Source organism: Methylotenera versatilis 7 (genome assembly GCF_000799165.1).
In the GTDB taxonomy this organism is placed as follows: Bacteria; Pseudomonadota; Gammaproteobacteria; order Burkholderiales; family Methylophilaceae; genus Methylotenera_A; species Methylotenera_A versatilis_A.
Genome location: NZ_JUGF01000002.1, coordinates 368,430 through 393,561 on the forward strand (window position 1 = coordinate 368,430; position 25,132 = coordinate 393,561).

The window sequence follows — 25,132 nt, forward strand, 5'->3', positions numbered from 1 at the left end:
TTACAATAATTGCGCCTGAACATTCAACCTTGCGCATCAGTGCAAAAGTAAATATAATGCGCGTCTATTGCAATTTTAGTGCAAATTAATTACCGCCGTATCTTTCGGCAACCAAATAGTGAGGCTATATCATGAAAGACGGAATTCATCCAGAATACAGAGAAGTGGTGTTTCAAGACATCGGCGCCGACTTCAGTTTTCTTACACGCTCAACCATTGCTACGCGTAACACCATCAAATGGACAGATGGTAAAGAATATCCACTGGTTAAAATTGAAGTTTCTTCAAAATCACACCCGTTCTACACTGGCAAACAAATGATTTTAGACACGGCTGGTCGTGTTGAGAAATTCAAACAAAAATACGGCATGTAATTTACGTCTGTGTTTTGCAAAAAAGGCAGCTTGGCTGCCTTTTTTATTTTCCGCTTAATCGCTCATTCCTTAAGCGATTAATTTAAGCCATGCAAAATAAGCAGTGCTAAAATAAACAAATAAATTTAATAACGACAATCAATGCGCTTCGATTTAGATCATGACTGGCAAGGTAATATGTCCACACCGCGCGCGCGCGTGGGTGAGCGTGCTAAAACGCACTTGCTGTTAGTGCTATGTGCCGTTTGGCTGTTCATGGGTTTAATTGGACACGCACCTTGGAAGCCGTTTGAGTCGCATAGCATCAGTATTATTAAAAACATGCTGGATGCTAACCTTTACCTGATGCCTAATTCTGCTGGCAGCCCTAACATCATAGACCCTCCATTATTCTACTTAAGCAGCGCTTTGCTTGCAAAAACACTACAGCCAATATTGCCTTTGCATGATGCTGCACGCATTGCGACGGGTTTATGGATGCTAATCACGCTACTCATGATTGGTATGACTGGACGTGAGTTGTGGGGAAAAGGCATTGGTCGACAAACAACTTTTGTCTTCATGGGCTCACTTGGCTTAATTATCAGCGCGCATACATTAACACCAGAGGTTGCAAGCTTAACTGGCCTCACGACTGCTTTTTATGCATTAGCCTTAAGTAAAAGACGCCCTTATCGAGCCAGTGTACTACTTGCGGCAGGTATGGTTGTCACTTTCTTATCAACAGGTTTTCTGCCTATATTAATTATTCTGGCCACATGCTTAGTACTACCTAGCTTGTTTGCTTTTTGGCGAAGCAAAAGCTTTTTCTACGTTGTTGCGTTATCAATTGCCATTGCTAGCCCCTTTTTAGCAGCATGGATTGCTTTATGCCTGATTTTTCATCCGGCTATTTTTAATACTTGGTGGCTACAATCCATTGCACAATTCAACCAGTCTTATCATCTTTATTTTCTCAAAACATTGCTGTGGTATGCGTGGCCAGCATTACCGCTTGCCATTTGGGGCGCTTGGCGTTATCGCACACAATTATTGAACAAGCCAAGATTTCAACTTATCCTCATATTTACATTAATCGCTTGGCTATTAATCGGTTTTGGCGCAGAGCGTAAAGATATCTATGCACTGCCATTACTGGTTCCATTAACGGCCATGGCTGGCGGTAGCATTGAAACATTAAAACGGGGCACAGCTGGCGCGCTGAACTGGTTTGGCCTGATTTTATTTGGCTTAATGAGTAGTCTTATCTGGTTAGGCTGGATTGCAATGATGACGGGCAGCCCCGCCAAAATCAAAGAAAGACTGACATTTTTATCTGGTATGCCACAGCTCGATTTCAATTTTATTGCGGTGGTAATGGCAATCGCCGTCAGCTTAATATGGTTATTCGCGATATTTCGCGCACAACATTCTAACCGCTCAAGCGCGACCAATTGGGCCATTGGCATGACTTGTGTTTGGACGTTGCTAATGACCTTATGGCTACCAATGATTGATTCAGCGCGTAGTTATAGCACTGTGTTTACGCAATTTAAAAATGCGCTACCTGAAAAATATGCTTGCATCATCAGCAATGGCTTGGGTGAAAGTCAGCGCGATTTATTGCACTACTATACAGACATAAAAACTCAAGCGTTTGAAACAGAGCAAAATCTTAATTGTGATTTGTATTTAATTCAGGATGAGAAAGGCAGTAAGAAAATCGAGCCTGGCGCAGACTGGAAGCTAATTTGGGACGGCAAGCGCATCAGCGATCGCCGTGAAAGTTTTAGACTATTTCAGCGTGTTAACTAATTAACAACTGCCTTAACTGGCAATAAATCCATGTGCGCGTATTGCCTGCGCTTTTAATAAGCAATACACGCTACTTCCAACTGCAATATTCAGCATTTCTAAAGCTTTTGTTGTTACTTCAGCAGTGATTCGACTCTCGCCAATATCCACCATGACTAATACGCGATAGCCAACCTGTTTTATCTCTGTCACAAAACCCTGCAACTGATTCTGAATCGTGACATTGTCCAAATGCGATAATGACAGTGCAACACTGGATGCCGGGATAGAAATAGTTATTTGCGTACCCGCTTCTGCCGCTATCTGCGGTATAACAATTGCTTGCTTACCCTGCGTTAACAGCGTAGACGCATAAACCTTATCATGACTGGCAATCGTTGCGCTAATCACATTTTCCAATCCCAACGAATACGCCATATTCTGTAAATTATCCTGATGAATAATCTGATGAAAATGACCCTGTGCTAATAACTTGCCTTGTTCAATCATCACGATTTGTGACGTGAGATATAAAATTTCATCAATCGCATGGCTCACATAAACCATCGGGATATTGATTTCATCTTTTACACGCCGCAAAAACGGCAGTATCTGATGTTTTAAGCGTACATCCAAGGAAGCAAGTGGCTCGTCTAATAGTAATAAGCGCGGTGAGGTAAGCAATGCGCGCCCAAGTGATACGCGCTGTTTTTCACCGCCAGAAATTTGATGCGGTTTTTGTAAAAGTAGATGGCCGATTTCCAACAGCTCAACTATTTGTACAAAGCTGAAGCGCCTATCTTTTGTTGCCAGCAAATTAAACCCGTAGTTTAAATTATCGCGTATATTCAAGTGTGGAAACAGCCGGCTGTCTTGAAACACCACACCAATCCGCCGCTGATGTAGGGGAATATCAATCCCACGCTGACTATCAAATAGAGTTTCACCATCTAGTATTAAATGGCCAGAATGCGGTTTAACCAAGCCTGCGATCATGCCTAGCAAGGTACTTTTTCCTGCGCCAGATGGACCAAATAAGCCGACAACAGGTGTATCCAGAGTGCTTTTTATATTTAAAGCAAAATTGCCTTGCGTGCGCTGGAGATTGAAATCAAGCACTGCCTTTCTCCCGTAAATCACGTCCTATGTGCTTGATGGCTCTACGCTCGAGTAAATCGCTAATCATTAATGCGCCCAGCGCGATAATCATGCTTAAAATCACCAGGCGTATGGCAGCCATATCACCACCAGGCACTTGCGTATACGTGTAAATAGCTAATGGCAAAGTACGTGTTTCGCCTTCAATATTGCCAACAAATGTAATGGTCGCACCAAATTCGCCCAAACTGCGGCTAAATGCAAGAATCAATCCGGTAACGATTCCCGGCAGCGCAAGCGGCAAGGTAATGGTGAAGAAGACTCTTAATGGATGTGCGCCCAAGGATTGCGCAGCAGCTTCCAAACCTGTATCCACTTGATTAATTGCCAATCGCGCAGAACGCACCATGAGTGGGAACGCCATGACTGCCGATGCGATGACGGCACCTATCCAAGTAAATGCGATATTAATACCGAAAGTGGCTTGTAGCCATTTGCCGATTAATCCCTGACTGCCCAACAGTAGTAGCAAAAGAAAACCGGGCACTACTGGTGGCAACACTAATGGCAAATGCACAACGCTATCTAATAATGATTTGCCAATGAATGATTTTTTTGCTAGAAGCCAAGCAATGGCAACACCCGGAATACAAATAACAAGCGTACAAAAAATAGCTACTCTCGCCGAAAGCAGTAGCGCTTCAATTTCTGCTGGGCTTAATATAAAAAAAGAAAGATTCACGGCTTAATTATTCATATCGTTATTATTAATAGCTGATTTTATGATTTGAAGCAGGTTAACTTCATGGGCACTGAACAATATAATGCCACTGGGTTCATTCAACCTCAAGATAGCTAGAAATAGCCGATATTACCTTTGCATGTAAGCCAACGCCATTGGCTTCTTTGACGTGCGCGGCAATTTGCCGGCGCATGGCTAGCGCCCAGAAACGATTTAAATGTTCTGCAATACCCTGTTGCGCTTGAACTTGGTCGGGATACGATTCAAAAAAATCACCCACTTGATTTGCCATTTTGATTAGTTGTTCTGTTTGCATAAGTCTAAGTTTAAATTTGGGTTTATTAAAATTGTATTCGATGTTTGTGTGTGTAAATTACAAATTGATTATCGCGCAAAAAACCGATTAATGTCACACCATATGTATCAGCCAAACGTATGGCAAGACCCGTTGGTGCAGAGATTGCAGCCAATATGCTAATGCCGGCATTCGCCACTTTTTGCACCATTTCAACACTGGCACGACTGGATGTCAGCACAAAACCATCTGGCTGTACTGGCGATTTGGCTAATGCACCAATCAATTTATCCATTGCATTATGTCGACCAACATCTTCACGCACCAATTGTATTTCACCTAGCGTACTCACCCAGGCACAGGCATGCGTTGCGCCAGTAGCTTGCTGTAACGGTTGATGTGATTGCATCGTTTTAAAAGCTAATTCGATACTTTTAACAAGTATTTTTGAAGCTGAAAGATTGATTGTTTGCGCGGGTAAACGCAGCGCTTGATCTAGACTTTCTGCACCACACAAACCACAACCTGTACGGCCAGTTAAATTTCTGCGGCGTTCTTTTAATTGCATAAAGCATGCGGTAGCGACATCCATCTGCAACTCGACTCCTTGTGACTGCAGTACAACGTCAACACCGTACAAATCACTTTTGTCGTGCAAAACCCCTTCACTTAACGAAAAGCCAAGTGCAAAATCCGCTAAATCTGAAGGTGTTGCCAACATGACCACATGTGATATTCCATTGTAAATCAGCGCAATTGGCACTTCTTCTGCCACCTGATCAACAGCGCTGCTCAATTCACCATTTCGCCAGCGCGCCACCTCTACTTGAGTTAAGCACGCATCTGCAGATATAAGCGCGGGCGAAATAGACTCTATTGATGCAACTTCTGTAGGCAATATATTTTTTACAGATGAAACATTCTTTGCAAATAAAGCATTTTTTTTAAGTTCAGCCACCAATTCAGTTTCAATAATTCAATCAACGATTAAGCGGGCTGCTTAATTATTTTATTGGATTTTTTCCCTGTAAAAGCAATTTGGGCTTCACTAAAAGATTGATAATCTTTCTGCCAATCAGACAACTGGTGAACCCGATTTACTTGAACAGCCGTTACCTTAAACTCAGGGCAATTCGTTGCCCAATCGCCATTATCCGTAGTAATTACGTTGGCACCTGATTCTGGGTGATGAAAAGTGGTGTAAATCACACCGGGTTGCACACGCTCAGTTAATGTTGCACGCAACACTGTTTCTCCCGCACGGCTGGTAATACCAACCCAATCGCCGTCTTTAATGCCGCGATCTTCTGCATCATGCGGATGAATCTCCACTAAGTCTTCCGCGTGCCAGACATTGTTTTTGGTTCGGCGCGTTTGTGCACCCACATTGTATTGCGACAAAATACGCCCTGTAGTGAGGATTAATGGATATTTTGCATTCACTTTTTCGGTAGTTGGTACATATTGGGTAATAAAGAACCTGCCTTTTCCACGCACAAATTCGTCAACATGCATGGTGGGTGTACCAGTTGGGTTTGCATCGTCACAAGGCCATTGAATGCTGCCTAATTCATCCAGTTTTTTGAAACTTACGCCTTTAAAGGTAGGGGTTAATGCCGCAATTTCATCCATAATCTCGCAGGCATGACTGTACCTCATCTCATAGCCTAAGGCTTTAGATAACCGGGCAGTGATTTCCCAATCTTCCATTCCGCGCTCCCCATGCCCATTTTTAGGTGCCATCACGCGGCGCACGGGTGAAATACGACGTTCTGCATTGGTAAAAGTACCATTTTTTTCCAAGAATGATGCGCCGGGGAAAAACACATGCGCGTACATGGCTGTCTCATTCAAGAACAGGTCTTGCACAATCACACATTCCATATTTTCGAGCGCATGCGTGACATGCTGTGTATTTGGGTCAGATTGTGCAATATCTTCGCCCACGCAATATAAAGCTTTGAATTTACCTTCACCGGCTAAATCCAACATATTAGGAATACGCAAACCTGGGTCGTTGCTAAGCGGTCTGCCCCAGGCAGATTCAAACAAGGTGCGCGTTGCATCATCAGATACATGTCGATAGCCTGGATACTCATGCGGCATGCTGCCCATATCACAAGAACCTTGCACGTTATTTTGTCCGCGCAATGGGTTAACTCCTACACCTTCGCGACCCACATTGCCTGTGGCCATGGCAAGGTTAGCAATACCCATTACCGTGGTTGAGCCCTGACTATGTTCTGTTACACCCAAGCCATAATAAATTGCACTATTGCCGCCTGTTGCAAACAGGCGCGCAGCATTCCGCACGAACTCGGCTTTAACACCGAGCGTGGCTTCTAAGGCCTCTGGCGAGTTTTCAGGTTTGGCTACAAAATCACGCCAAACGACAAACGAGTCCCACTCACAACGCTCACGCACGAAGTCTTCTTTTACCAAACCTTCTGTTACCACCACATGCGCCAAGGCTGAAATTAATGCCACATTTGTACCTGGGCGCAAGTTAAGGTGATAATCGGCTCGAACGTGAGGGGAATTTTCAACCAAATCAATCGCGCGCGGGTCGGCAATAATTAATTTAGCACCTTCGCGCAAACGACGCTTCATCAATGATGCAAATACAGGGTGACCATCGGTTGGATTAGCACCAATAATCATAATCACGTCTGATTGCATCACGGAATCAAACGTTTGCGTACCGGCAGACTCACCCAACGTTTGTTTGAGCCCGTAACCAGTTGGGCTATGACACACACGCGCACAAGTATCTACGTTATTCGTGCCAAATACGGCACGCACCAGCTTTTGTGTCACGTATACTTCTTCATTGGTACAACGGCTGGATGTAATACCACCCATCGCCTCTTTGCCATACTTGGTTTCAATACGTTTAATCTCGCTGGCAGCATAATTAATCGCTTCATCCCAGCTCACTACTTGCCATTCATCATGAATACTTTTACGTATCATCGGTGTAGTGATGCGGTCTTGGTGCGTCGCATAACCCCAAGCGAATCTACCTTTAACACATGAGTGTCCGTGATTGGCGCCGCCATCTTTATTTGGCGTCATGCGCACCACTTCTTCGCCCTTCATTTCAGCGTCAAAGCTGCAACCTACACCACAATAGGCACAAGTCGTTGTGATTTTATGCTCAGGCGTTCCCGCCTCAATCACGGTTTTTTCCATCAAAGTTGCTGTTGGGCAAGCTTGTACACACGCACCGCAAGAAACGCATTCAGATTCTAAAAAGTCTTTATTGCCAGCAGAAACCTTGCTACCAAAACCACGACCTTCAATGGTTAATGCAAATGTACCCTGTGTTTCTTCGCAGGCGCGCACGCAACGGCTACAAACAATACATTTGCTCGGGTCAAACGTGAAATAAGGGTTAGATTCATCTTTCGTTGATTTCAGGTGATTTTCACCATCATAGCCATAACGCACTTCGCGCAAACCTACAGCGCCTGCCATATCCTGTAATTCGCAATCACCATTGGCTGCACAGGTTAAGCAATCTAAAGGATGATCTGAAATATACAACTCCATCACACCACGGCGTACATCTGCCAGCTTACTGGTTTGCGTACGCACCTGAATGCCCTCGGCTACCGGTGTAGTGCAAGAGGCGGGATAACCGCGGCGACCTTCAATCTCCACTAAACATAATCGACAAGAACCAAACGGTTCCAATGAATCCGTTGCACATAATTTCGGCACTGTTACACCGCATAATTGCGCGGCATGCATAATGGATGTGCCTTCTGGTACGGTAATTTCTACGCCATCAATATTGAGCTTAACCAACTTTTCGCTTAATTTTTTTGGCGTACCATAGTCTTTATCTGAATCGTATCGATTCACTGGCTGCGTGTGTGTGGTGTATTTGATGTCGTCCATGATATTCTCTCCAGCCGCCTGATTACGCGGCTTTCGCTTTCTCTTGATTCTGTAATTGATTATTCAGACCAGAACCTCTGGGAGAAAAATCCTCAGCAAAATGATTTAATGCACTTAACACAGGATACGGCGTCATACCGCCCAATGCGCACAAGGAACCGTTTAACATAGTGTCACTTAAATCCCGTACCAATTGCATATTTTTGTTGTATTCCGTGCCAGCAATGATCTTATCAATGACTTCTACACCACGCACTGAGCCGATGCGGCAAGGCGTACACTTACCACAGCTTTCAATCGCACAGAACTCAAACGCGTAGCGCGCCATTTTTGCCATATCGACGCTGTCATCAAACGCCACGATGCCGCCGTGACCCAATACAGCCCATATTTTGCCAAACTCTTCATAATCCAGCGGTGTATCAAACTGGCTTTCTGGCAAAAAGGCACCAAGCGGCCCACCCACTTGAACAGCGCGGATTGGCCTGCCAGTAGCAGAACCGCCACCAAAACCGTATAACAAATCACGCAAGGTCGCGCCGAACGCTAACTCTACTAAACCACCATGTTTAATATTGCCAGCCAACTGTATTGGCAAAGTGCCGCGTGAACGCCCCATGCCGTAATCGGCATAAAACTGTGCACCTTTATCTAAAATGATGGGAATCGTTGCCAGTGAAATCACGTTATTCACAACGGTTGGCTTACCAAACAAACCCTCTATCGCCGGCAAGGGTGGTTTAAAACGCACCAAGCCACGTTTTCCTTCCAGACTTTCAAGCAAACTGGTTTCTTCACCGCACACATAAGCACCCGCTGCGCGACGTACTTCTAAGTTAAAAGCGTGCTGTGAACCACAAATATTTTCGCCTAAATAACCCGCGCCTTTTGCTTTATCAATCGCTTCATTCAATATTTTAAGTGCATGCGGATATTCACTGCGAAGATAGATGTAACCCTGTGTTGCGCCTACGGCGATACCCGCAATCGTCATGCCTTCAATCAGCACAAACGGGTCATCTTCCATAATCATGCGGTCAGAGTAAGTGCCAGAATCGCCTTCATCCGCGTTGCAGACAATATACTTTTGCTCACTTTTCGTATCTAAAACCGTTTTCCATTTAATACCAGTAGGAAAAGCCGCGCCGCCACGACCACGCAGACCAGAATCAGTGACTGTTTTAACAATATCGGCACCAGTCAATTTCAGTGCATTTGCTAAACCTTTATAGCCATCATGAGCAAGATAGTCTTCTAATGAAACGGGATCAGTAATACCCACTCTGGCAAAAGTTAAGCGTTGCTGGTTTTTAAGCCAAGTTAACTCTTCAGTCAACCCTAAATTAAGCGGATGCGCGACGGCTTTTTCTGAGTGCGCATTCAGAAAATCTGCATCAAATAGAGCAGGCACATCATTCGGCTGTACGGGCGCATAAGCCACACGCCCTTTTTCAGTTGCCACTTCTACAAATGGTTCTAGCCAAAATAAACCACGTGAACCATTTCGAACTAACTGAATGTCAATACCGCGTTTTTCAGCTTCTGCGGCAATTGCTTTGGCGGTACGATCTGCACCAAGTGATAATGCGCTTGAATCACGCGGAACATATACTTTGATTGCGTTAACGTTACCCATTATGAAGTAGCCCTCGCATCACTAATGAGTTCAGCCACTTTTTGACTGTTCATCCGTCCATATACCTCATCATCCATCATCAGTGCGGGTGAACAGGCGCAATTGCCCAAACAGTACACTGGCTCTAATGTAATGGCGCCATCAGCAGTCGTTTGATGATAATCAATTCCTAGCGAAGACTTAATATTCGCTTCTAATTTTTCTGAGCCCATTGCCTGGCAAGATTCTGCACGGCAAATCTGCAGGATATGCCGTCCAGCGGGATGCGAACGAAAATGATGATAAAACGTGACCACACCGTGCACCTCTGCCACCGAGAGTGCCAATGCTTTTGAAATAGGCAGGTAACATGCCTCTGGCACATAACCAATACCATCTTGAATACTATGCAACAGGGGCAACAAGGCCCCTGGCATGTCTTTATGCTGCGCAATTAAGGCTTGTACTTTGTCTAGTACTTCTGCGTCTAATGTTTCTGTCGATAATACGTTGGCCACACGAATCCTAACAATCCAATAGATTTAACGTAATAATATACCTATTTGCAGGCATATTAAAGACGAGACAAGCTATTCAACTATTCGGCTTGGACACCGTGTTTTTTGCTAAATTCAAATCCTAATAATGACACTGAAGCGAGTGACAATTAATCAATGGATAGACCAATGACATTGTCGATGAAACGCCCAATTAATTAAGATAAGAATACCCGAACATTGCGTGGATAAACGTATACTTTATTACCTACCTCTACATTCAATTGCAGAAATCGCTCTCTGGTTAATTCTGATTCAATCACCTCAGACTGATCATCCCGTTGCAGTTCCAATCTAACCAATGGGCCAATTGCATGTATGTAGCTAACTACCGCCTCAAAAGCAGGCGTAGTGCCATTCAGTTCCTTGCGAATTTCGATGTCATGCGGACGCACATAAGCCAAACCAGGGCTGTGCTTAACATCATTCAGTTTAGTATCATGCCGCGCATCAAATTTTATAGCCACACCGCCAATGTTAGCTTCACCTTCATGAATCTGGCTATTAAACTGGTTAACATTACCCAAAAATTGATAAACAAAAGGCGACACAGGGTGGTCATAAACTTCTTGCGGCGAACCTATTTGCTCGACCTGACCTTTATTAATCACCACAACACGGTCTGACACTTCCAGCGCCTCTTCCTGATCATGCGTCACAAAAATACTGGTGATATGTAGCTCATCGTGCAATCGACGTAGCCAACGGCGCAATTCTTTACGTACTTTCGCATCTAATGCACCAAAAGGCTCATCCAGCAGCAATACTTTTGGCTCAACTGCTAGCGCACGTGCCAAAGCAATACGTTGACGTTGGCCGCCTGATAATTGCGGTGGATAACGATCAGCCAGCCAATCCAGCTGTACAAGCTCTAATAACTCATGCACGCGTCTTTTAATTTCAGCGTCCGTTGGTCGCGTTTCTTTTGGGCGCACACGCAAACCGAAAGCGACATTTTCGAATACTGTCATGTGGCGGAACAAAGCATAGTGCTGAAACACAAAACCCACTTCGCGCTCACGCACCTGTCGCGTAGTCGCATCTGTACCATGAAAGTGAATACTGCCTGAATCCGGCGTTTCCAGCCCAGCAATGATGCGCAACAGTGTTGTTTTTCCGCAACCCGATGGACCAAGCAATGCAACTAATTCACCACTTGGCACATCAAGACTCACATCGTTAAGTGCGCTGAAGTTGCCAAAATTTTTACGGATATTTTTAATTTCGATACTCATACTTAAATTCCAATTTAATAATAATTTGCATGAACAAGCTAGTTAGGTCTTAATTCAATATTCACTCAAAATTCACATTAAGATTTTTCATCAATCTCTGCATTTCGTGCAACTTTCCACTCAATAAAACTCTTCAACACTAACGTCACCAGCGCCAATATGGCCAGCAGTGAAGCAACAGCAAAGGCTGCTGCGTAGTTATATTCGTTATATAAAATCTCAACGTGTAATGGCAGCGTGTTCGTCATGCCGCGAATATGCCCAGAAACCACTGACACAGCACCAAATTCGCCCATGGCGCGTGCGTTGGTTAAAATCACGCCATACAGCAAGCCCCATTTAACATTTGGCAGCGTGATGCGCCATAGAATCTGCCAACCAGAAGCTCCTAGTACCAAACCAGCCTCTTCCTCATCTTTACCTTGCGCTTGCATTAAAGGAATGAGCTCACGTGCAATAAAAGGGAAAGTCACGAAAATGGTCGCCAAAACGATGCCAGGAATGGCAAAAATCACTTTAACGTCGTAGTCCATTAAAGTTGGACCTACCCAGCCCTGCAGGCCGAAAATCAACACGTAAATTAAACCAGCAATCACCGGCGAAACCGCAAATGGCAAATCGATTAAGGTAATTAATATACTTTTGCCACGAAATTCAAATTTAGCGATTGCCCACGCCGCCGCAACGCCAAATACCAGATTTAACGGCACGGCAATCGCTGCTGCAATCAAGGTTAACTTAATTGAAGAAAGCGCATCAGGATCGATCAACGCCGTAATATAAGTATCAAAACCTTTGCGCAAAGCTTCTGTAAAAACGGCCGCTAAGGGCACAATTAAAAATAAGCCTAAAAATAGCAATACAATGGCAATCAACGTCCAGCGTACCCAAACCGGCTCGGATGTCGCCCGGCTACGGGCGACTTTATTTTGATAATTGCTGTACTGTGTTGATTGAACTGCTGATGTTTGTGTTGTCAGCAGCGAAGTGGATGCGGGCATATATTGTTCCTAATATTCTCTTAATATGATTTATTGGCGACTGGGCTAGTTATCAGAACTGGCGCGCCGACTTACCCACCATTGCAAGCCATTAATCGCAAATAACAGTAAAAATGAAATTATCAACATCACCACTGCAATGGCGGTGGCACTTGCATATTCATATTGTTCCAATTTAGTGATAATAATCAGCGGTGTGATTTCAGATACAAAAGGTACGTTCCCTGCAATAAAAATAACCGAGCCGTATTCACCAATCGCTCTTGCAAACGCCAAAGCAAAGCCAGTTAATAATGCCGGCCAAATTGCCGGGAAAATAATTTTTGAGAACGTTTGCCAACGATTAGCGCCCAAACTGGCCGCAGCTTCTTCCGTTTCGGCTTCTAAATCTTCTAATACGGGCTGCACGGTGCGCACCACAAAAGGCAAGCCAATAAAGGTGAGCGCAACAATGACGCCGATTGGCGTAAACGCGACTTTAATACCAAGTGGCTCCAGCCACTGACCAATCCAGCCATTACCTGCGTATACAGCGGTTAAGGCAATGCCCGCCACTGCGGTTGGCAAGGCAAAAGGTAAATCCACCAATGCATCGATGATTTTCTTGCCGGGAAAAGTGTAGCGCACCAACACCCAAGCAGTAAGCAAACCAAATACCGCATTGATCAGCGCACCTAATAATGAAGCACCAAAAGTGAGCTGATAAGAAGCCACCACCCTAGGCGCAGTTACGATAGTCCAAAACTCACTTAAACTTAAGTCAGTGGTTTTAATAAATGCAGCTGAAAGTGGGATAAGCACAATCAGGCTGAGATAAAAGATCGTAAATCCTAGCGATAGATTAAAACCAGGAAGTACATTTTTCTGTTTTGCCATATCAATCAATCCAACTTTTACATTAGTAGCTTATGTTAAGTAATTAAGGTTATTTTACTTCAGGGTTATTTCACTTAAGGAATTACGCAATCTCAGGTTTAAGCGACTGCAAGCTTATTCGCTGCAGGTTTAAATAAGTCTGTTTTTTGCAATTCTTTTGCTGCCACAGCTTTACCAAGAAAATCGCCCTGTAACAATGTTGCACCACTTTCTACTGCAATATTTAACTGTGATTGCGTTTCAACACCAGTAATCACGGCATGCGCACCCAGTGCTTTTATGCCATCAATCAGACTTGGCAACACCTTATACAAATTATCATTAGTCTCTGCTTGCTGAATTAAGCTGGCATCAAACTTAACAAAATCTGGCGCCAGTTTCCATAAACGATCAATATGCGAATGCGCGTTGCCAAAATGATCGATGGCAATGCGATAGCCTCGATCACGATAATTATTAATTGCCTCGATCAATTGCTTATCTTGGGTCACCAAGCCTTCATCAATCTGAATCACTACTCGTTCAGTTGGCACGGAATTGGCATGCAGGATACGCTCAAATACTTTTCCGTGCGCATTCACTGAAATTAAAAGATTGGGATGTACCGCCAAAAACAACAAGCCGTTTTCGGCATAAATCTGTCTAAAATTCAGCACATGCAAAGCGCGGCTTACACGATCAAACTGCACCAGTTTTCCAGATTGCTCGGCATAGCTGTATGCAAAATCTGATGTGCTGGGCAATTCCCCACCAAGTGATGGCTTCAACAGTGCTTCATGCCCAAACAAGTCTCCCGCTACGCGGTCATAAATTGGCTGAAAGGCACTGTTCAATTGTACGCCCAAGAATGTACTATTGAATTCACCTGTCGTTTGTTCAGCCAAACCATACTCATCTAAATCTAAAAATAATGATTCTTTCAGTTGTAACCTAAGCTGCTCTACATGTGCAGCAGCGATTTTTATTTCTGCCATTTGTATATTCCTATCTTGCTTTTAATCTACCACTTATTCGTCCTGCTAATGGGCATTATCTGGCGTAAATCGCATCAAAAGTACCGCCATCCGCAAAGTGCGTTTTCTGCGCTTTTGTCCAGCCACCAAATACATCATCTACGCTGAATAAATCAATCGGCTTAAAATCTGCCTTATGTTTTGCCAGCACAGAAGCCAGACTTGGCCTTATGTAATGCTTGGCAGCAATTTCTTGCCCTTCTTCAGAGTAATGAAAATCGGCATAAGCCTGCGCAACTGTGCGAGTTTTGTGCTTATCTACATATTTATCGACCACTGCGATTGGATTTTCAGCCAAAATACTGGTTGTCGGATAAACCACATCAAACTTATTGCCCAACTCCTTATTAATTAAATTCACTTCATTTTCAAACGTCAGCAATACATCACCAATGTCACGCTGTGCAAAAGTGGTCGTTGCGCCACGGCCGCCCGTATCTAAAACTGGCACGTTTTTAAATAATTTGCCCACAAAATCTTTTGCCTGTGCTTCTGTACCTCCTTTTTTAAGCACATAACCCCAAGCCGCCAGATAACTGTATTTACCATTACCTGAAGTTTTAGGATTAGGAATCACAACTGCAGTACCAGGTTTAACCAAATCATCCCAATCTTTAATTTGTTTTGGATTGCCTTGGCGCACCAGAAACACGATGGTTGAAGAAGTGGGTGAACTGCCATGCGGCAAACGTTTTTGCCAATCTTTTGGAATTAATTTAGCGCGATCATACAAAACATCAATGTCTGGTGCTTGATTCATACTAATAATATCGGCTTCAAGACCATCCGCAACTGAACGTGCCTGCTTGCTAGACCCACCATGCGATTGATTAATCGTCACGGTTTCGCCAGTTTTTTGTTTCCAGAACTTAGCAAAAGCGGGATTTAAGTCTTTATAAAATTCACGCGTTACATCGTAAGAAACATTCAGCAAACTGCTGTCTGCCAGCGCAGATGTTGATAAAAGCACGCTTGCTGAAATCAATGCGCCGATTAAACCTTGTTTAAATACCGCTTTTTTAAACATATAAAATACCTTTGCTAAGTAAATTTGAATACACGCACTTTACCCAACGCTTTAAATAATGTAAAAGAATAATAAATACTATATTTATAATTAAATGTTATATTAAAAATGTACGCCAATTAAGCATTAAATGGCTTGCAGCGAATCTTTTATGTGGTGTATATTTGGTACATTCTTAATGAAAAGAAGCATAAAGATTATAGGCCAAGTAAATACCCTGCAGCTTTAAAGCTGTAAAAATTTAGAGTGTTAGCGTGTGCTGACCGGACAACCGGAAGCCAGCGAGTCGAATAGACCGCTGGCTTTTTTGTTTTTTAACGAAAGATGAGGTTAACGCGGCAAATTATTTTGATAATTAACGCGCTATCAATTAACCAGCTATAAATTAAATTTGTAAAAATTTAAACACCTTAACAATTAAGCACTTATGAAAAACAACTCAGATAAATATCAAGCAGATAAATCTGCATCTGCAAGCAACGATTTGGGCATCGGCGAAATTGTTGCGGCGCTCCGCGATTTAAGACTATCCTCGCTTGAACATAGAAAAAGACGCGATAAACCGCCTAAATTGCCATCACGCAAATCACTTCAAGCTATTGTGGAAGGATTAGGCGCAGCGTTGTTTCCGAATCGCTTAGGCCTGCCTGATTTAAAAGACGAAAGTCTGGATTATTTTGTCGGCCATACATTAGATGTAGTTTTACGCGACTTAGTAACGCAGGTCATACTCGAGTTAAATTTTGCGGCAGACACACTCAACGAATTAGAAACAAACATTAAAAAACCTGAAAAATTAACCTCTAAAACTCCCATAGAAATTGTTCGTGAGTTCGCTAAAAAACTGCCATCTATCCGCCTATTGCTGGATACCGATATTAAAGCGGCATTTGAAGGCGACCCAGCCGCTAGAAGCATAGACGAGGTATTGGTGTGCTATCCGGGCATATTGGCGATTATGCATTACCGCCTCGCCAACGTATTGCATCAATTAGGGCTACCACTGATTGCCCGCATGATTTCTGAAATTGCGCATTCAGAAACCGGCATTGATATTCACCCAGGTGCGCAAATTGATGAAAGTTTCTTTATCGACCATGGAACTGGTGTAGTGATTGGCGAAACGACGATTATCGGCAAGCACGTGCGTATTTATCAGGCAGTGACGCTTGGCGCAAAAAGATTCCCAACTGATGAAGATGGTAATTTATTAAAAGGCCATGCGCGCCACCCGATTGTAGAGAATGATGTAGTGATTTATGCCGGAGCCACAGTTTTAGGGCGCATCACAATTGGTCAAGGCTCATCTATTGGCGGTAACGTATGGCTCACTCGTAGCGTGCCAGCCAACAGCAACATTACACAAGCACAAATGCTGGCTAGTCCATTAACGGCCCCTGCCACATCAAATAAAAGCAATTCAATTAACACACAAGAAACTTCACAAACGCATTAGCCCATATTACTAGGAGATTTAAATGGCAGAACAACATATTCAAACCGCATTAGGCGACGTAGCAGCACGGACGCTTGCCAATGCAACCAAAACGGTGCCGATGCTCAGTACCATTTCACCGCGTTGGTTAGTACATTTATTACAATGGGTACCAGTCGAAGCAGGTATTTATCGTGTCAATCAAGCCAAAGATCCAAACGCGATCGAAGTGGATTGCTCTGCTAAAGACGAACGTGAACTACCTGCGACATTTGTGGATTATGAAGAGTGGGGTCGTGAATATGTATTGAACGCGGTTAATACAGTCGTTGATGTGCATACCCGCGTTTCTGATCTTTACAGCAGTCCGCATAATCAAATTAAAGAACAATTACGTTTAACCATTGAAACGGTTAAAGAGCGCCAAGAAAGCGAATTAATCAATAACGCCGAATACGGATTGCTGAATAACGTTGCTGCTTCACAACGCGTAAAGTCTCGCACTGGCGCGCCAACACCAGATGATTTTGATGAATTGTTATCGAAAGTATGGAAAGAACCAGCATTCTTTTTAGCTCATCCTCAAGCGATTGCTGCTTTTGGACGCGAATGCACGCGTCGTGGCGTACCACCACCAACCGTTTCTTTATTTGGCTCACAATTTATCACTTGGCGCGGCGTGCCGATTATCCCTTGCGATAAACTTAAAGTAACAAAAGGTAAAACGAACATCCTGTTGTTACGCACAGGCGAAAGTCGTCAAGGCGTGGTTGGTTTATATCAACCAAACTTGCCCGGCCAACAAACGATGGGCTTGTCAGTACGTTTCATGGGCATTAACCATAAAGCTATCGCATCCTATTTGGTTTCACTTTATTGCTCACTAGCCGTATTAACGAATGATGCGATTGCTGTGCTTGAGAATGTCGATGTAGGCAACTACTATGACTACAAATAGTGGCTTAGACTTATCTGTGGTGCATGATCTATCATCCTTTGAGCCTGAAGCTATTCTGGCCGCTTTACCTGGAGAACATCCGCGTATGGCAGCAGGCTTGGCAATAGGGCGTGGCGCAAGTCAAACTGGGCATCTGGATGTTGCAGAATTGTCTCGCATTGCGAGTGAGTTATATGCGGAGGGGTTTCCTGCCGGTGCGTTTGGTAATAGCTCAGAGAAAATCCCTTCTACCGCATCGTTATCTGATGCACGTGAGCCTATTGCATTAGGTCAGCCAGCATCTGTGGCTGATATTCAACTGCCGACTTTTGCCTCTGCCTTCACATCGGCACAAAGCAAAGACTTGGCTGATTTAAGCGCGATTCAATTGCAATATGTTCCGGGTTTTGAGAATCAATTAGAACTTGGCGAGTTGCTTGGCGGAGTAGAGATTCCACAACAGGCTCAGCTTAATAGCTTGTTCACGGATATTGGCACCAAATCCGCTGCGACAGATTTAAGCACAGCTAACTCAAGCTCTATCAATAAAGCAGCCCCCAGTAATGGCTATTATTTCTTACAAGATTTGCCGGCTTTTACACAAAATTCAAGCTTGCCGTTAGCACAATCGGCACACCCGCCGTTTGATGCTAATTTAGTACGCAAAGATTTTCCAATTTTGCGTGAGCTTGTCAATGGACGCCCGCTCATATGGTTTGATAACGCTGCGACCACGCAAAAGCCACAGGTGGTGATTGATAGGATTGCCTATTTTTACGCGCATGAGAACTCGAATATTCATCGTGCCGCGCATGAGTTGGCGGCGCGTGCGACTGATGCTTACGAAGAAGCACGCGAAAGCGTACGCAGGTTCATTAATGCACCATCAGTGGATAACATCGTTTTTGTGCGTGGAACGACTGAAGCAATTAATCTGGTCGCTAAATCGTGGGGCAAAAAGTATCTAAGCGAAGGTGACGAAATTGTGATTTCGCATCTTGAACACCACGCCAATATCGTGCCTTGGCAGCAGCTTTGCCAAGAAACGGGTGCCAAGTTAAAAGTTGCGCCTGTGGACAGTTCTGGCCAGATATTGCTGGATGAATATCAAAGATTACTTACGCCAAAAGTAAAGCTGGTGTCATTTACTCAGGTTTCAAATGCGCTAGGCACAGTCACACCAGCAGCTGAGATGATACAAATGGCACATCGTGCAGGCGCTAAAGTATTATTGGACGGCGCGCAATCGGTATCGCATATGCGCACGGATGTGCAAGGCTTGGATGCAGATTTCTTTGTGTTTTCAGGGCACAAGGTATTTGGCCCAACCGGTATTGGTGCGCTATATGCTAAAGCAGACGTGCTCAAGGATATGCCGGTTTGGCAAGGTGGCGGCAATATGATTCAGGATGTCTCCTTTGATAAAACTGTATATCACGAGGCACCAGCTAAGTTTGAAGCAGGCACTGGCAATATTGCTGATGCCGTAGGTTTAGGTGCTGCTCTGGAATATGTTGAGCGCATTGGCATTGATAACATTGCGCGTTATGAGCATGAGTTATTAGTCTATGCGACTGCGGCGCTTAACAAAGTGCCAGGCTTGCATTTAATTGGTACCGCGCAAGATAAAGCCAGTGTGCTGTCATTTACGCTTGATGGCTACAAGAGTGAAGAAGTTGGCTCAGCGCTGAATCAAGAAGGTATCGCCGTGCGTTCTGGTCATCATTGCGCACAGCCTATCCTACGTAGATTTGGCGTTGAAACGACTGTAAGACCTTCTCTGGCTTTCTACAATACATACGCTGAAATTGATGTATTGGTGAATGCTTTGTTGCGCTTAAGCTCTCATAAAACTCCTCAAGGCTTATAGTTTAAAGTCAAAAAAACCGGTTAACCTTGTTAAAGGGTTAACCGGAATGAGGAGAAGTCTTTATATGCCAGTTTTAAATAAACATAGCAGTTTTATTTGGTTGCGGCATCAACAGGCAATGATTTCTTGCTGAAGTACCAATCCACGGTTTCATAACCTTCAGATGCACGCGACTCAGCGTCTTTTTGCGTAGCTGGTGCTGGTACAATAACCTTGTCACCTTTTTGCCAGCCTTCTGGTGTAGCTACTTTATATTTATCCGCAACTTGCAATGCTTCAACCACGCGCAAAATCTCTTCAATAGAACGGCCAGTCGTTAACGGATAGTAAACAAAAGCACGTATCAGCCCTTTGTCATCAATAATAAATACCGCACGTACTGTGGCAGTTTGCGACTCGCCTGGATGAATCAACCCAAACTTGGCAGCAACATGGCCAGCTCTATCATCAATCACCGGGAATGGAATGCTGACGCCAAAGTTTTGCTTAATATTGGCAATCCAAGCCAAATGACTGAAATTGCTGTCTTCAGAAATACCCAATAATTGCGTATTAAGTTGCGCAAAATCGTTCGCGTGTTTGGCAAAACCAATAAATTCGGTAGTACAAACTGGGGTGAAATCTGCAGGATGTGCAAACAAAACCACCCATTGCTTACCAATGTAATTTGAAAGCTTGATTGGTCCTTGTGTTGAGTTCGCCTCAAAATCTGGCGCCTGCTCATTGATTCTTGGAATACGCGGTAATGATTCTGCTACGTTATTTACCGTTGCGTTGCTCATGATTTGCCCTTACTAAAATTTAAACTGAATTAGTGATAGTTCGCGGTACTTATTGTGCTGGATTCAATATTCAGCAATCTGTTGTGCAAAGCGGCAGAGCCGTTAGGCGTATAAATGACTTTAATGCCACGCTTCATCGCATTCTTTTTTACTTTATGGGTAATGGAGTGGCTAATCCAATTTGTGATGAGCACAATAAACTTTGTGTCATGCGGAATAATTTTATTGCTATCGCCAACTTTACGGCCAGACCAATGATTGATTTCTGTAATACCGTGATTAGCTAATACTTGCCTGATGCCATCAATCTGGTCACCACCCACGATTAAGGCGGATTGCTTTAAATGTGAACTGTCTGCTGAACTCATGATAAGAGTCTCCTTTAAGTATTGCAGAACCAGATTTTGTCTGGCTCTGCAGATTTAAAAACGAATAGCTAAATTACGACTTTCTATTTTTGGTAGACCTTGTCAAAAGTACCACCGTCAGAAAAGTGCTCTTTCTGTGCTTTTGCCCAACCACCAAACTCTGCATCGATCGTTACCAAATTAATTTTTGGAAATTGGCTCTCATATTTCTTAGCTACGGATTCCAAAGTAGGGCGATAGTAGTTTTTAGCCGCAATTTCCTGGCCTTCTTCTGTGTATAGATAATCTAAATACGCCTTGGCGACTACTTCTGTGCCATGCTTTTTAGCAAATTTGTCCACAACAGTTACTGGCGGTTCAGCCAAAATTGATAGCGACGGGATAACAATCTCAAACTTGCCTACGCCCAATTCTTTTTGGGCTAAGAATGCTTCATTTTCCCAAGCCAGCAATACATCGCCAATACCACGCTCAACGAATGTGGTGGTTGATCCACGTGCACCAGTATCTAACACCGGGACGTTTTTCAATAACTTGCCGACAAACTCTTTGGTTTTAGCCTCATCGTTGCCGTATTTTTTCTGTGCAAACGCCCAAGCTGCTAAGTAGTTCCAGCGAGCACCACCCGATGTTTTAGGGTTTGGTGTAATCACAGAAACACCTGGTTTAACTAAATCATCCCAATCCTTAATACCTTTTGGATTACCTTTGCGTACCAGCAACACAATGGTCGAAGTGTAAGGCGAGCTATTGTGTGGCAAGCGTTTTTGCCAATCTTTAGGGATTAGCTTAGCTTTATCGTAAAGCTGATCCACATCGTAGCCAAGTGCCAGTGTCGCCACATCTGCATCCAAGCCGTCAATAATCGCACGGGCTTGTTTGCCAGAACCGCCATGTGAAGCTTTGACCGTGACTTTATCGCCCGTTTTTTCTAACCAATATTTGCTGAATGCCGCATTAAAATCTTGGTAAAGCTCACGCGTCGGGTCATATGAAACGTTGAGTAAAGAGATGTCCTTTGCTGATGCCACGCCTGGTGCCGCGACACTGAATACAGTGGCTAGCAACGCGATGGTTAATAATGATTTCTTCATGTTTAATCCTTAAAATAGTTGAATTTCGTTAAATTTTTTAATTTTTACTTAGTAGCAACAAATCATTTTCATGTCCTTCAAATTTCATTTCAAATTAAATTAAAATGCAACTTGAAAACGAGCAAGTAGTGCGTTCTCACTCTCACGATCACGTACATTAGTACCAGCAGCGTTAATAGCTGTACGTCCAATACCTGCGCCGCCATCAAACGTAGTGTGTGTGTAGTTCAGTTGAATTTTAGCGTTTTGATTTAAGTACCAGTTCACACCAGCCACCCAAGATTTAGCTGACTTCGCACTTGTAGATAAATCTGCATAAGCACTTGCAGCTGCAAATGAAGTCCCCGCTTTATTTTTAAACGTATCGCTATCTAAATTAAGTTCGCTGTAACGCGCGACCAATTCCCAAGCACCCCAGCCACCTTTGTCAATGTCGAAATCTTGTTTTGGTTTAACACCTTTGAAAGATGCATCTTCGCCTGTAAGCAAGTAAGAAGCAGCTACTTGCCAAGCATCATGTGAGAGTGACTTTGTAGTGCCTGAAGTGATTAAAGTGTCAGTGCCTGCACCACCTGCTGCTGCAGAACCACCAGACGACAAGCTAACCTCTTGATTGACTCTAGCGTACTCAGTTATTACGCCTAATGGGCCATAGTAGTAATAGGCTTGAGGAGTAATACGCGTACGTCTTCCATCAGCAACGGCAGCTCCGTTGTATCTAAAGAAAGTCTGTTGACCATCCGTTAAATAGCTAGGTAGGCCGTTTCTTGTTGCGTCAGCTGCAGAAGTATCCGTGAAGTTAAGGTTTCTTTCACCATCAATATTAGTATATGTACCTGCGATACCAAAGCCCAAGCCTGACAATGCATTTGTTTGATCTTTAAATGGCGTTGCAAACAATCGCGCTGTCACCTCTTTGCTACCATCAAACTCTGTACCCGTACTAATATTACCGCCATCTACCACGCCATTATTAACACCAAATGCATAATTCAATTTGTCGCCAAATACATCGCCATAGATAGAAACACCTAAGTCACGATTCGGTAAAATCGCATTGGTGACATAGCTACGCTCAACAAATTTAAGATCGCCGCCGCCTTGCAAACGCTCTAAACCGACATACGGTTTGTATTTACCCGCACGAATTTTGAAAGCAGGATCTAAACGAGCATCTAAATAAGCATCCACCGCAGAAGCACCACCTCCCGCGAAATCAGGCGTAAAGCGGAAATCATATTTACCGAATAACGTACCTTGAATCGTTGGACGGACACGGCGTAACAATGCAGTGTCATTTGCATCATGGAAACCGTTTTCATCAAGACTACCCGCACGTTGGTTTGAACGATTGCGCACATCATTTGCACCATCTTGGTAAGAGCGGTAATCCGCTTGCAACAACCCGCTAAATTTAATGGAGTTTTTACCATCTGCCGACTCAAGACCGAAGCCACTTGAGCTTGCCTTTACGATTGGGGTTGTTTTCTTCGCAGCGACTGCATCTTCTTCAGCCACTTCCCCTTTACGCGCCAATACTTTTACTTGTTGACTCAACTCTTGCACTAATGCACGCAACTCTTCGAGCTCTGTACTATCATTGGCAAATGTTGTAACTGGGCTGCCGATAATCCCAGACAAAACTAAAGCAATTACTATTTTCTTGTGTTGCATATTAAAACCCCCTATATATCTTCCAGTAGTCTGATTGAATGGTTTAGCTCCAGTTATCGGGTCGCTCTTTTGCTGTAAAAATTTAAATCTTTGATTGACCAACCTTGTGTTCAAATCGCACTTTTTCTCTACGCTCAATTTGAGTTACACGACCGTCATGCACAGTAATTTCAATTGAGCCATATCCTGTTTGTTGCTGCACGGATGTCACTGCACGCAAAATGGCTTGCAACACCTCATCCTCTTTATCTAGCAATTTATGTTTAATTTGGCTCATATACATGTCAATGTTTTTTTACAGAATGTGTGCACTTTAGCAAAACACTTAAATAATCAAAAAGAATTTGTAATTATATTTAAATAACTTTTAGTTATATTAATTTGCTTTGGGTTGAATTCGAGAAAATAGTTTTAATACTGATTTCATTGTGTAGTCAGGCTATAAGACTTAAAATTAAACGATGCGCCATCATCCAAAATTAATAGATCAATTTGGTCGAACGGTTGATTACATTCGGCTGTCGATTACTGATCGTTGTGATTTCCGCTGCGTATATTGCATGTCGGAAGACATGACTTTTTTGCCGCGCGATGAGGTATTAAGTCTTGAAGAATGTGCGCGGCTGGTCAGGGTTTTTGTGAGTTTAGGCGTCAGCAAAGTGCGCATTACTGGCGGCGAACCGCTGGTACGTAAAAATGCATTGTGGCTATTTGAGGAAGTTGGCCAACTACAAGGCTTAAATGAGTTAGTGCTTACTACCAATGGCAGCCAATTAGAAAAGCAGGCAGTCGCACTTAAAAACTCAGGTGTTAAACGGATTAACATATCCGTTGATAGCTTAAAACCCGAGCGATTCAAAAAAATCACCCGTACAGGTGATTTGAACAAAGTGTTAAATGGCATACAAGCCAGCATTGATGCAGGCTTTGAAGGCATCAAATTAAACACTGTTTTAATGCGCGGTAGCAATGATGATGAAGCAGCGGACTTGGTACAATTCGCCATTGATAAAAAAATCGACATCAGCTTTATTGAGGAAATGCCATTGGGCGAAGTTGACCATACACGCAACTCCACATTTGTGAGCAATACCGATACGCTTAAGTTACTACAAAGTAAGTATTTACTCACGCCCAGCTTAGAAACCACCGGCGGCCCGGCACGTTATTGGCGCGTGGCTAACTCTGCAACAAAAATCGGCTTTATTTCACCGCATTCACATAACTTCTGCGAGTCTTGCAATCGCGTACGTATCACCTGTAAAGGCGAGTTGTACTTATGCTTAGGGCAAGAAGACAAAATCGAGTTAATGCCACTTTTACGTGAATTCCCCCATGATGACGCACCATTGATTGCCGCTATTTTAGGCAGTATGGCAATTAAACCCAAGGGTCATGACTTTGATCTAAAACGCGCACAGCCAGCCGTGATAAGGTTTATGTCGCATACCGGTGGTTAGTTC

General features: G+C 43.6%; 23 protein-coding genes. 6 read left to right on the forward strand and 17 right to left on the reverse strand.

Annotated elements, in window-relative coordinates:
* The first annotated feature begins 131 nt into the window (after positions 1 to 131).
* Both K370_RS05770 and K370_RS05775 read left to right on the forward strand, forming a co-directional pair.
* Positions 132 to 374 carry a type B 50S ribosomal protein L31 gene (locus K370_RS05770; RefSeq protein WP_047539761.1) on the forward strand — a complete coding sequence of 81 codons (243 nt, stop codon included), beginning with the start codon at positions 132 to 134 and terminating at the stop codon, positions 372 to 374.
* A gap of 141 nt (positions 375 to 515) precedes the next feature.
* The gene (locus K370_RS05775) at positions 516 to 2,168 is read left to right on the forward strand and encodes an ArnT family glycosyltransferase (protein ID WP_047539762.1); all 1,653 of its coding nucleotides are present in this window, start codon (positions 516 to 518) and stop codon (positions 2,166 to 2,168) included.
* Between the two features lie 12 nt (positions 2,169 to 2,180).
* On the opposite strand, the gene modC is transcribed toward K370_RS05775, so the two are convergent.
* From modC to K370_RS05835, 12 genes are all read right to left on the reverse strand, one after another.
* The gene (gene modC / locus K370_RS05780) at positions 2,181 to 3,266 is read right to left on the reverse strand and encodes a molybdenum ABC transporter ATP-binding protein (RefSeq protein ID WP_047539764.1); all 1,086 of its coding nucleotides are present in this window, start codon (positions 3,264 to 3,266) and stop codon (positions 2,181 to 2,183) included.
* The gene (gene modB, locus K370_RS05785) at positions 3,259 to 3,987 is read right to left on the reverse strand and encodes a molybdate ABC transporter permease subunit (RefSeq protein ID WP_047539765.1); all 729 of its coding nucleotides are present in this window, start codon (positions 3,985 to 3,987) and stop codon (positions 3,259 to 3,261) included. The genes modC and modB overlap by 8 nt, the downstream gene beginning before the upstream one ends.
* 94 nt (positions 3,988 to 4,081) lie before the next feature.
* Positions 4,082 to 4,303: a formate dehydrogenase subunit delta gene (locus tag K370_RS05790; RefSeq protein ID WP_047539767.1), complete on the reverse strand. Its 222-nt coding sequence runs from the start codon at positions 4,301 to 4,303 to the stop codon at positions 4,082 to 4,084.
* Between the two features lie 25 nt (positions 4,304 to 4,328).
* Positions 4,329 to 5,150 (reverse strand): formate dehydrogenase accessory sulfurtransferase FdhD, encoded by an 822-nt coding sequence (gene fdhD, locus K370_RS05795; protein WP_052185250.1) that lies wholly within the window; start codon positions 5,148 to 5,150, stop codon positions 4,329 to 4,331.
* A 119-nt stretch (positions 5,151 to 5,269) separates the two neighbouring features.
* Positions 5,270 to 8,185: a formate dehydrogenase subunit alpha gene (gene fdhF / locus K370_RS05800; protein WP_047539769.1), complete on the reverse strand. Its 2,916-nt coding sequence runs from the start codon at positions 8,183 to 8,185 to the stop codon at positions 5,270 to 5,272.
* 22 nt (positions 8,186 to 8,207) lie between these two features.
* A complete protein-coding gene (locus tag K370_RS05805; RefSeq protein WP_047539772.1) occupies positions 8,208 to 9,821 on the reverse strand; it encodes a formate dehydrogenase beta subunit in 1,614 nt (537 codons plus the stop codon).
* On the reverse strand, positions 9,821 to 10,318 hold the full coding sequence (locus K370_RS05810) for a formate dehydrogenase subunit gamma (protein WP_047539774.1): 498 nt from the start codon (positions 10,316 to 10,318) through the stop codon (positions 9,821 to 9,823). Before K370_RS05810 ends, K370_RS05805 begins: the two co-directional genes overlap by 1 nt.
* A 197-nt stretch (positions 10,319 to 10,515) precedes the next feature.
* Entirely contained in the window at positions 10,516 to 11,592 is a 1,077-nt protein-coding gene (locus K370_RS05815; protein ID WP_047539776.1) for a sulfate/molybdate ABC transporter ATP-binding protein, read from the reverse strand.
* A gap of 77 nt (positions 11,593 to 11,669) precedes the next feature.
* Positions 11,670 to 12,593, reverse strand: a complete 924-nt coding sequence (cysW, locus tag K370_RS05820) for a sulfate ABC transporter permease subunit CysW (RefSeq protein WP_047539778.1) — start codon at positions 12,591 to 12,593, stop codon at positions 11,670 to 11,672.
* A 45-nt stretch (positions 12,594 to 12,638) separates the two neighbouring features.
* Positions 12,639 to 13,469, reverse strand: coding sequence for a sulfate ABC transporter permease subunit CysT (cysT, locus tag K370_RS05825; protein WP_047541700.1), 831 nt, complete (start codon positions 13,467 to 13,469; stop codon positions 12,639 to 12,641).
* Positions 13,470 to 13,567: 98 nt separating this feature from the next.
* Entirely contained in the window at positions 13,568 to 14,443 is an 876-nt protein-coding gene (locus K370_RS05830; RefSeq protein WP_047539780.1) for an EAL domain-containing protein, read from the reverse strand.
* 55 nt (positions 14,444 to 14,498) lie between these two features.
* Positions 14,499 to 15,509, reverse strand: coding sequence for a sulfate ABC transporter substrate-binding protein (locus K370_RS05835; protein ID WP_047539781.1), 1,011 nt, complete (start codon positions 15,507 to 15,509; stop codon positions 14,499 to 14,501).
* 427 nt (positions 15,510 to 15,936) lie between these two features.
* On the opposite strand from K370_RS05835, the gene epsC reads away from it, so the two are divergent.
* From epsC to K370_RS05850, 3 genes are read left to right on the forward strand one after another with little or no spacing between them, the layout of a single operon-like run.
* Positions 15,937 to 16,965: a serine O-acetyltransferase EpsC gene (gene epsC, locus K370_RS05840; protein WP_047539783.1), complete on the forward strand. Its 1,029-nt coding sequence runs from the start codon at positions 15,937 to 15,939 to the stop codon at positions 16,963 to 16,965.
* 22 nt (positions 16,966 to 16,987) lie between these two features.
* Complete coding sequence (locus tag K370_RS05845; protein WP_047539785.1) at positions 16,988 to 17,902, forward strand: family 2A encapsulin nanocompartment shell protein; 915 nt, start codon at positions 16,988 to 16,990, stop codon at positions 17,900 to 17,902.
* Entirely contained in the window at positions 17,889 to 19,751 is a 1,863-nt protein-coding gene (locus tag K370_RS05850) for a family 2A encapsulin nanocompartment cargo protein cysteine desulfurase (protein WP_047539787.1), read from the forward strand. Before K370_RS05845 ends, K370_RS05850 begins: the two co-directional genes overlap by 14 nt.
* A 92-nt stretch (positions 19,752 to 19,843) precedes the next feature.
* Here the strand turns inward: K370_RS05850 and K370_RS05855 are convergent, their stop codons facing one another.
* The 5 genes from K370_RS05855 to K370_RS05875 all read right to left on the reverse strand — a co-directional run bounded on the left by K370_RS05855 (position 19,844) and on the right by K370_RS05875 (position 23,946).
* Complete coding sequence (locus K370_RS05855; protein ID WP_047539789.1) at positions 19,844 to 20,533, reverse strand: peroxiredoxin; 690 nt, start codon at positions 20,531 to 20,533, stop codon at positions 19,844 to 19,846.
* Positions 20,534 to 20,562: 29 nt separating this feature from the next.
* On the reverse strand, positions 20,563 to 20,901 hold the full coding sequence (locus K370_RS05860; protein ID WP_047539790.1) for a DUF2325 domain-containing protein: 339 nt from the start codon (positions 20,899 to 20,901) through the stop codon (positions 20,563 to 20,565).
* 83 nt (positions 20,902 to 20,984) lie between these two features.
* A complete protein-coding gene (locus K370_RS05865) occupies positions 20,985 to 21,995 on the reverse strand; it encodes a sulfate ABC transporter substrate-binding protein (RefSeq protein WP_047539792.1) in 1,011 nt (336 codons plus the stop codon).
* Positions 21,996 to 22,094: 99 nt separating this feature from the next.
* Positions 22,095 to 23,669 (reverse strand): OprO/OprP family phosphate-selective porin, encoded by a 1,575-nt coding sequence (locus K370_RS05870; protein WP_047539795.1) that lies wholly within the window; start codon positions 23,667 to 23,669, stop codon positions 22,095 to 22,097.
* Positions 23,670 to 23,751: 82 nt separating this feature from the next.
* Positions 23,752 to 23,946 carry a YezD family protein gene (locus K370_RS05875; RefSeq protein WP_047539796.1) on the reverse strand — a complete coding sequence of 65 codons (195 nt, stop codon included), beginning with the start codon at positions 23,944 to 23,946 and terminating at the stop codon, positions 23,752 to 23,754.
* A gap of 184 nt (positions 23,947 to 24,130) precedes the next feature.
* Here K370_RS05875 and moaA point away from each other — a divergent pair, with 184 nt between their 5' ends.
* Positions 24,131 to 25,129: a GTP 3',8-cyclase MoaA gene (moaA, locus tag K370_RS05880; RefSeq protein WP_047539798.1), complete on the forward strand. Its 999-nt coding sequence runs from the start codon at positions 24,131 to 24,133 to the stop codon at positions 25,127 to 25,129.
* Positions 25,130 to 25,132: the final 3 nt, after the last annotated feature.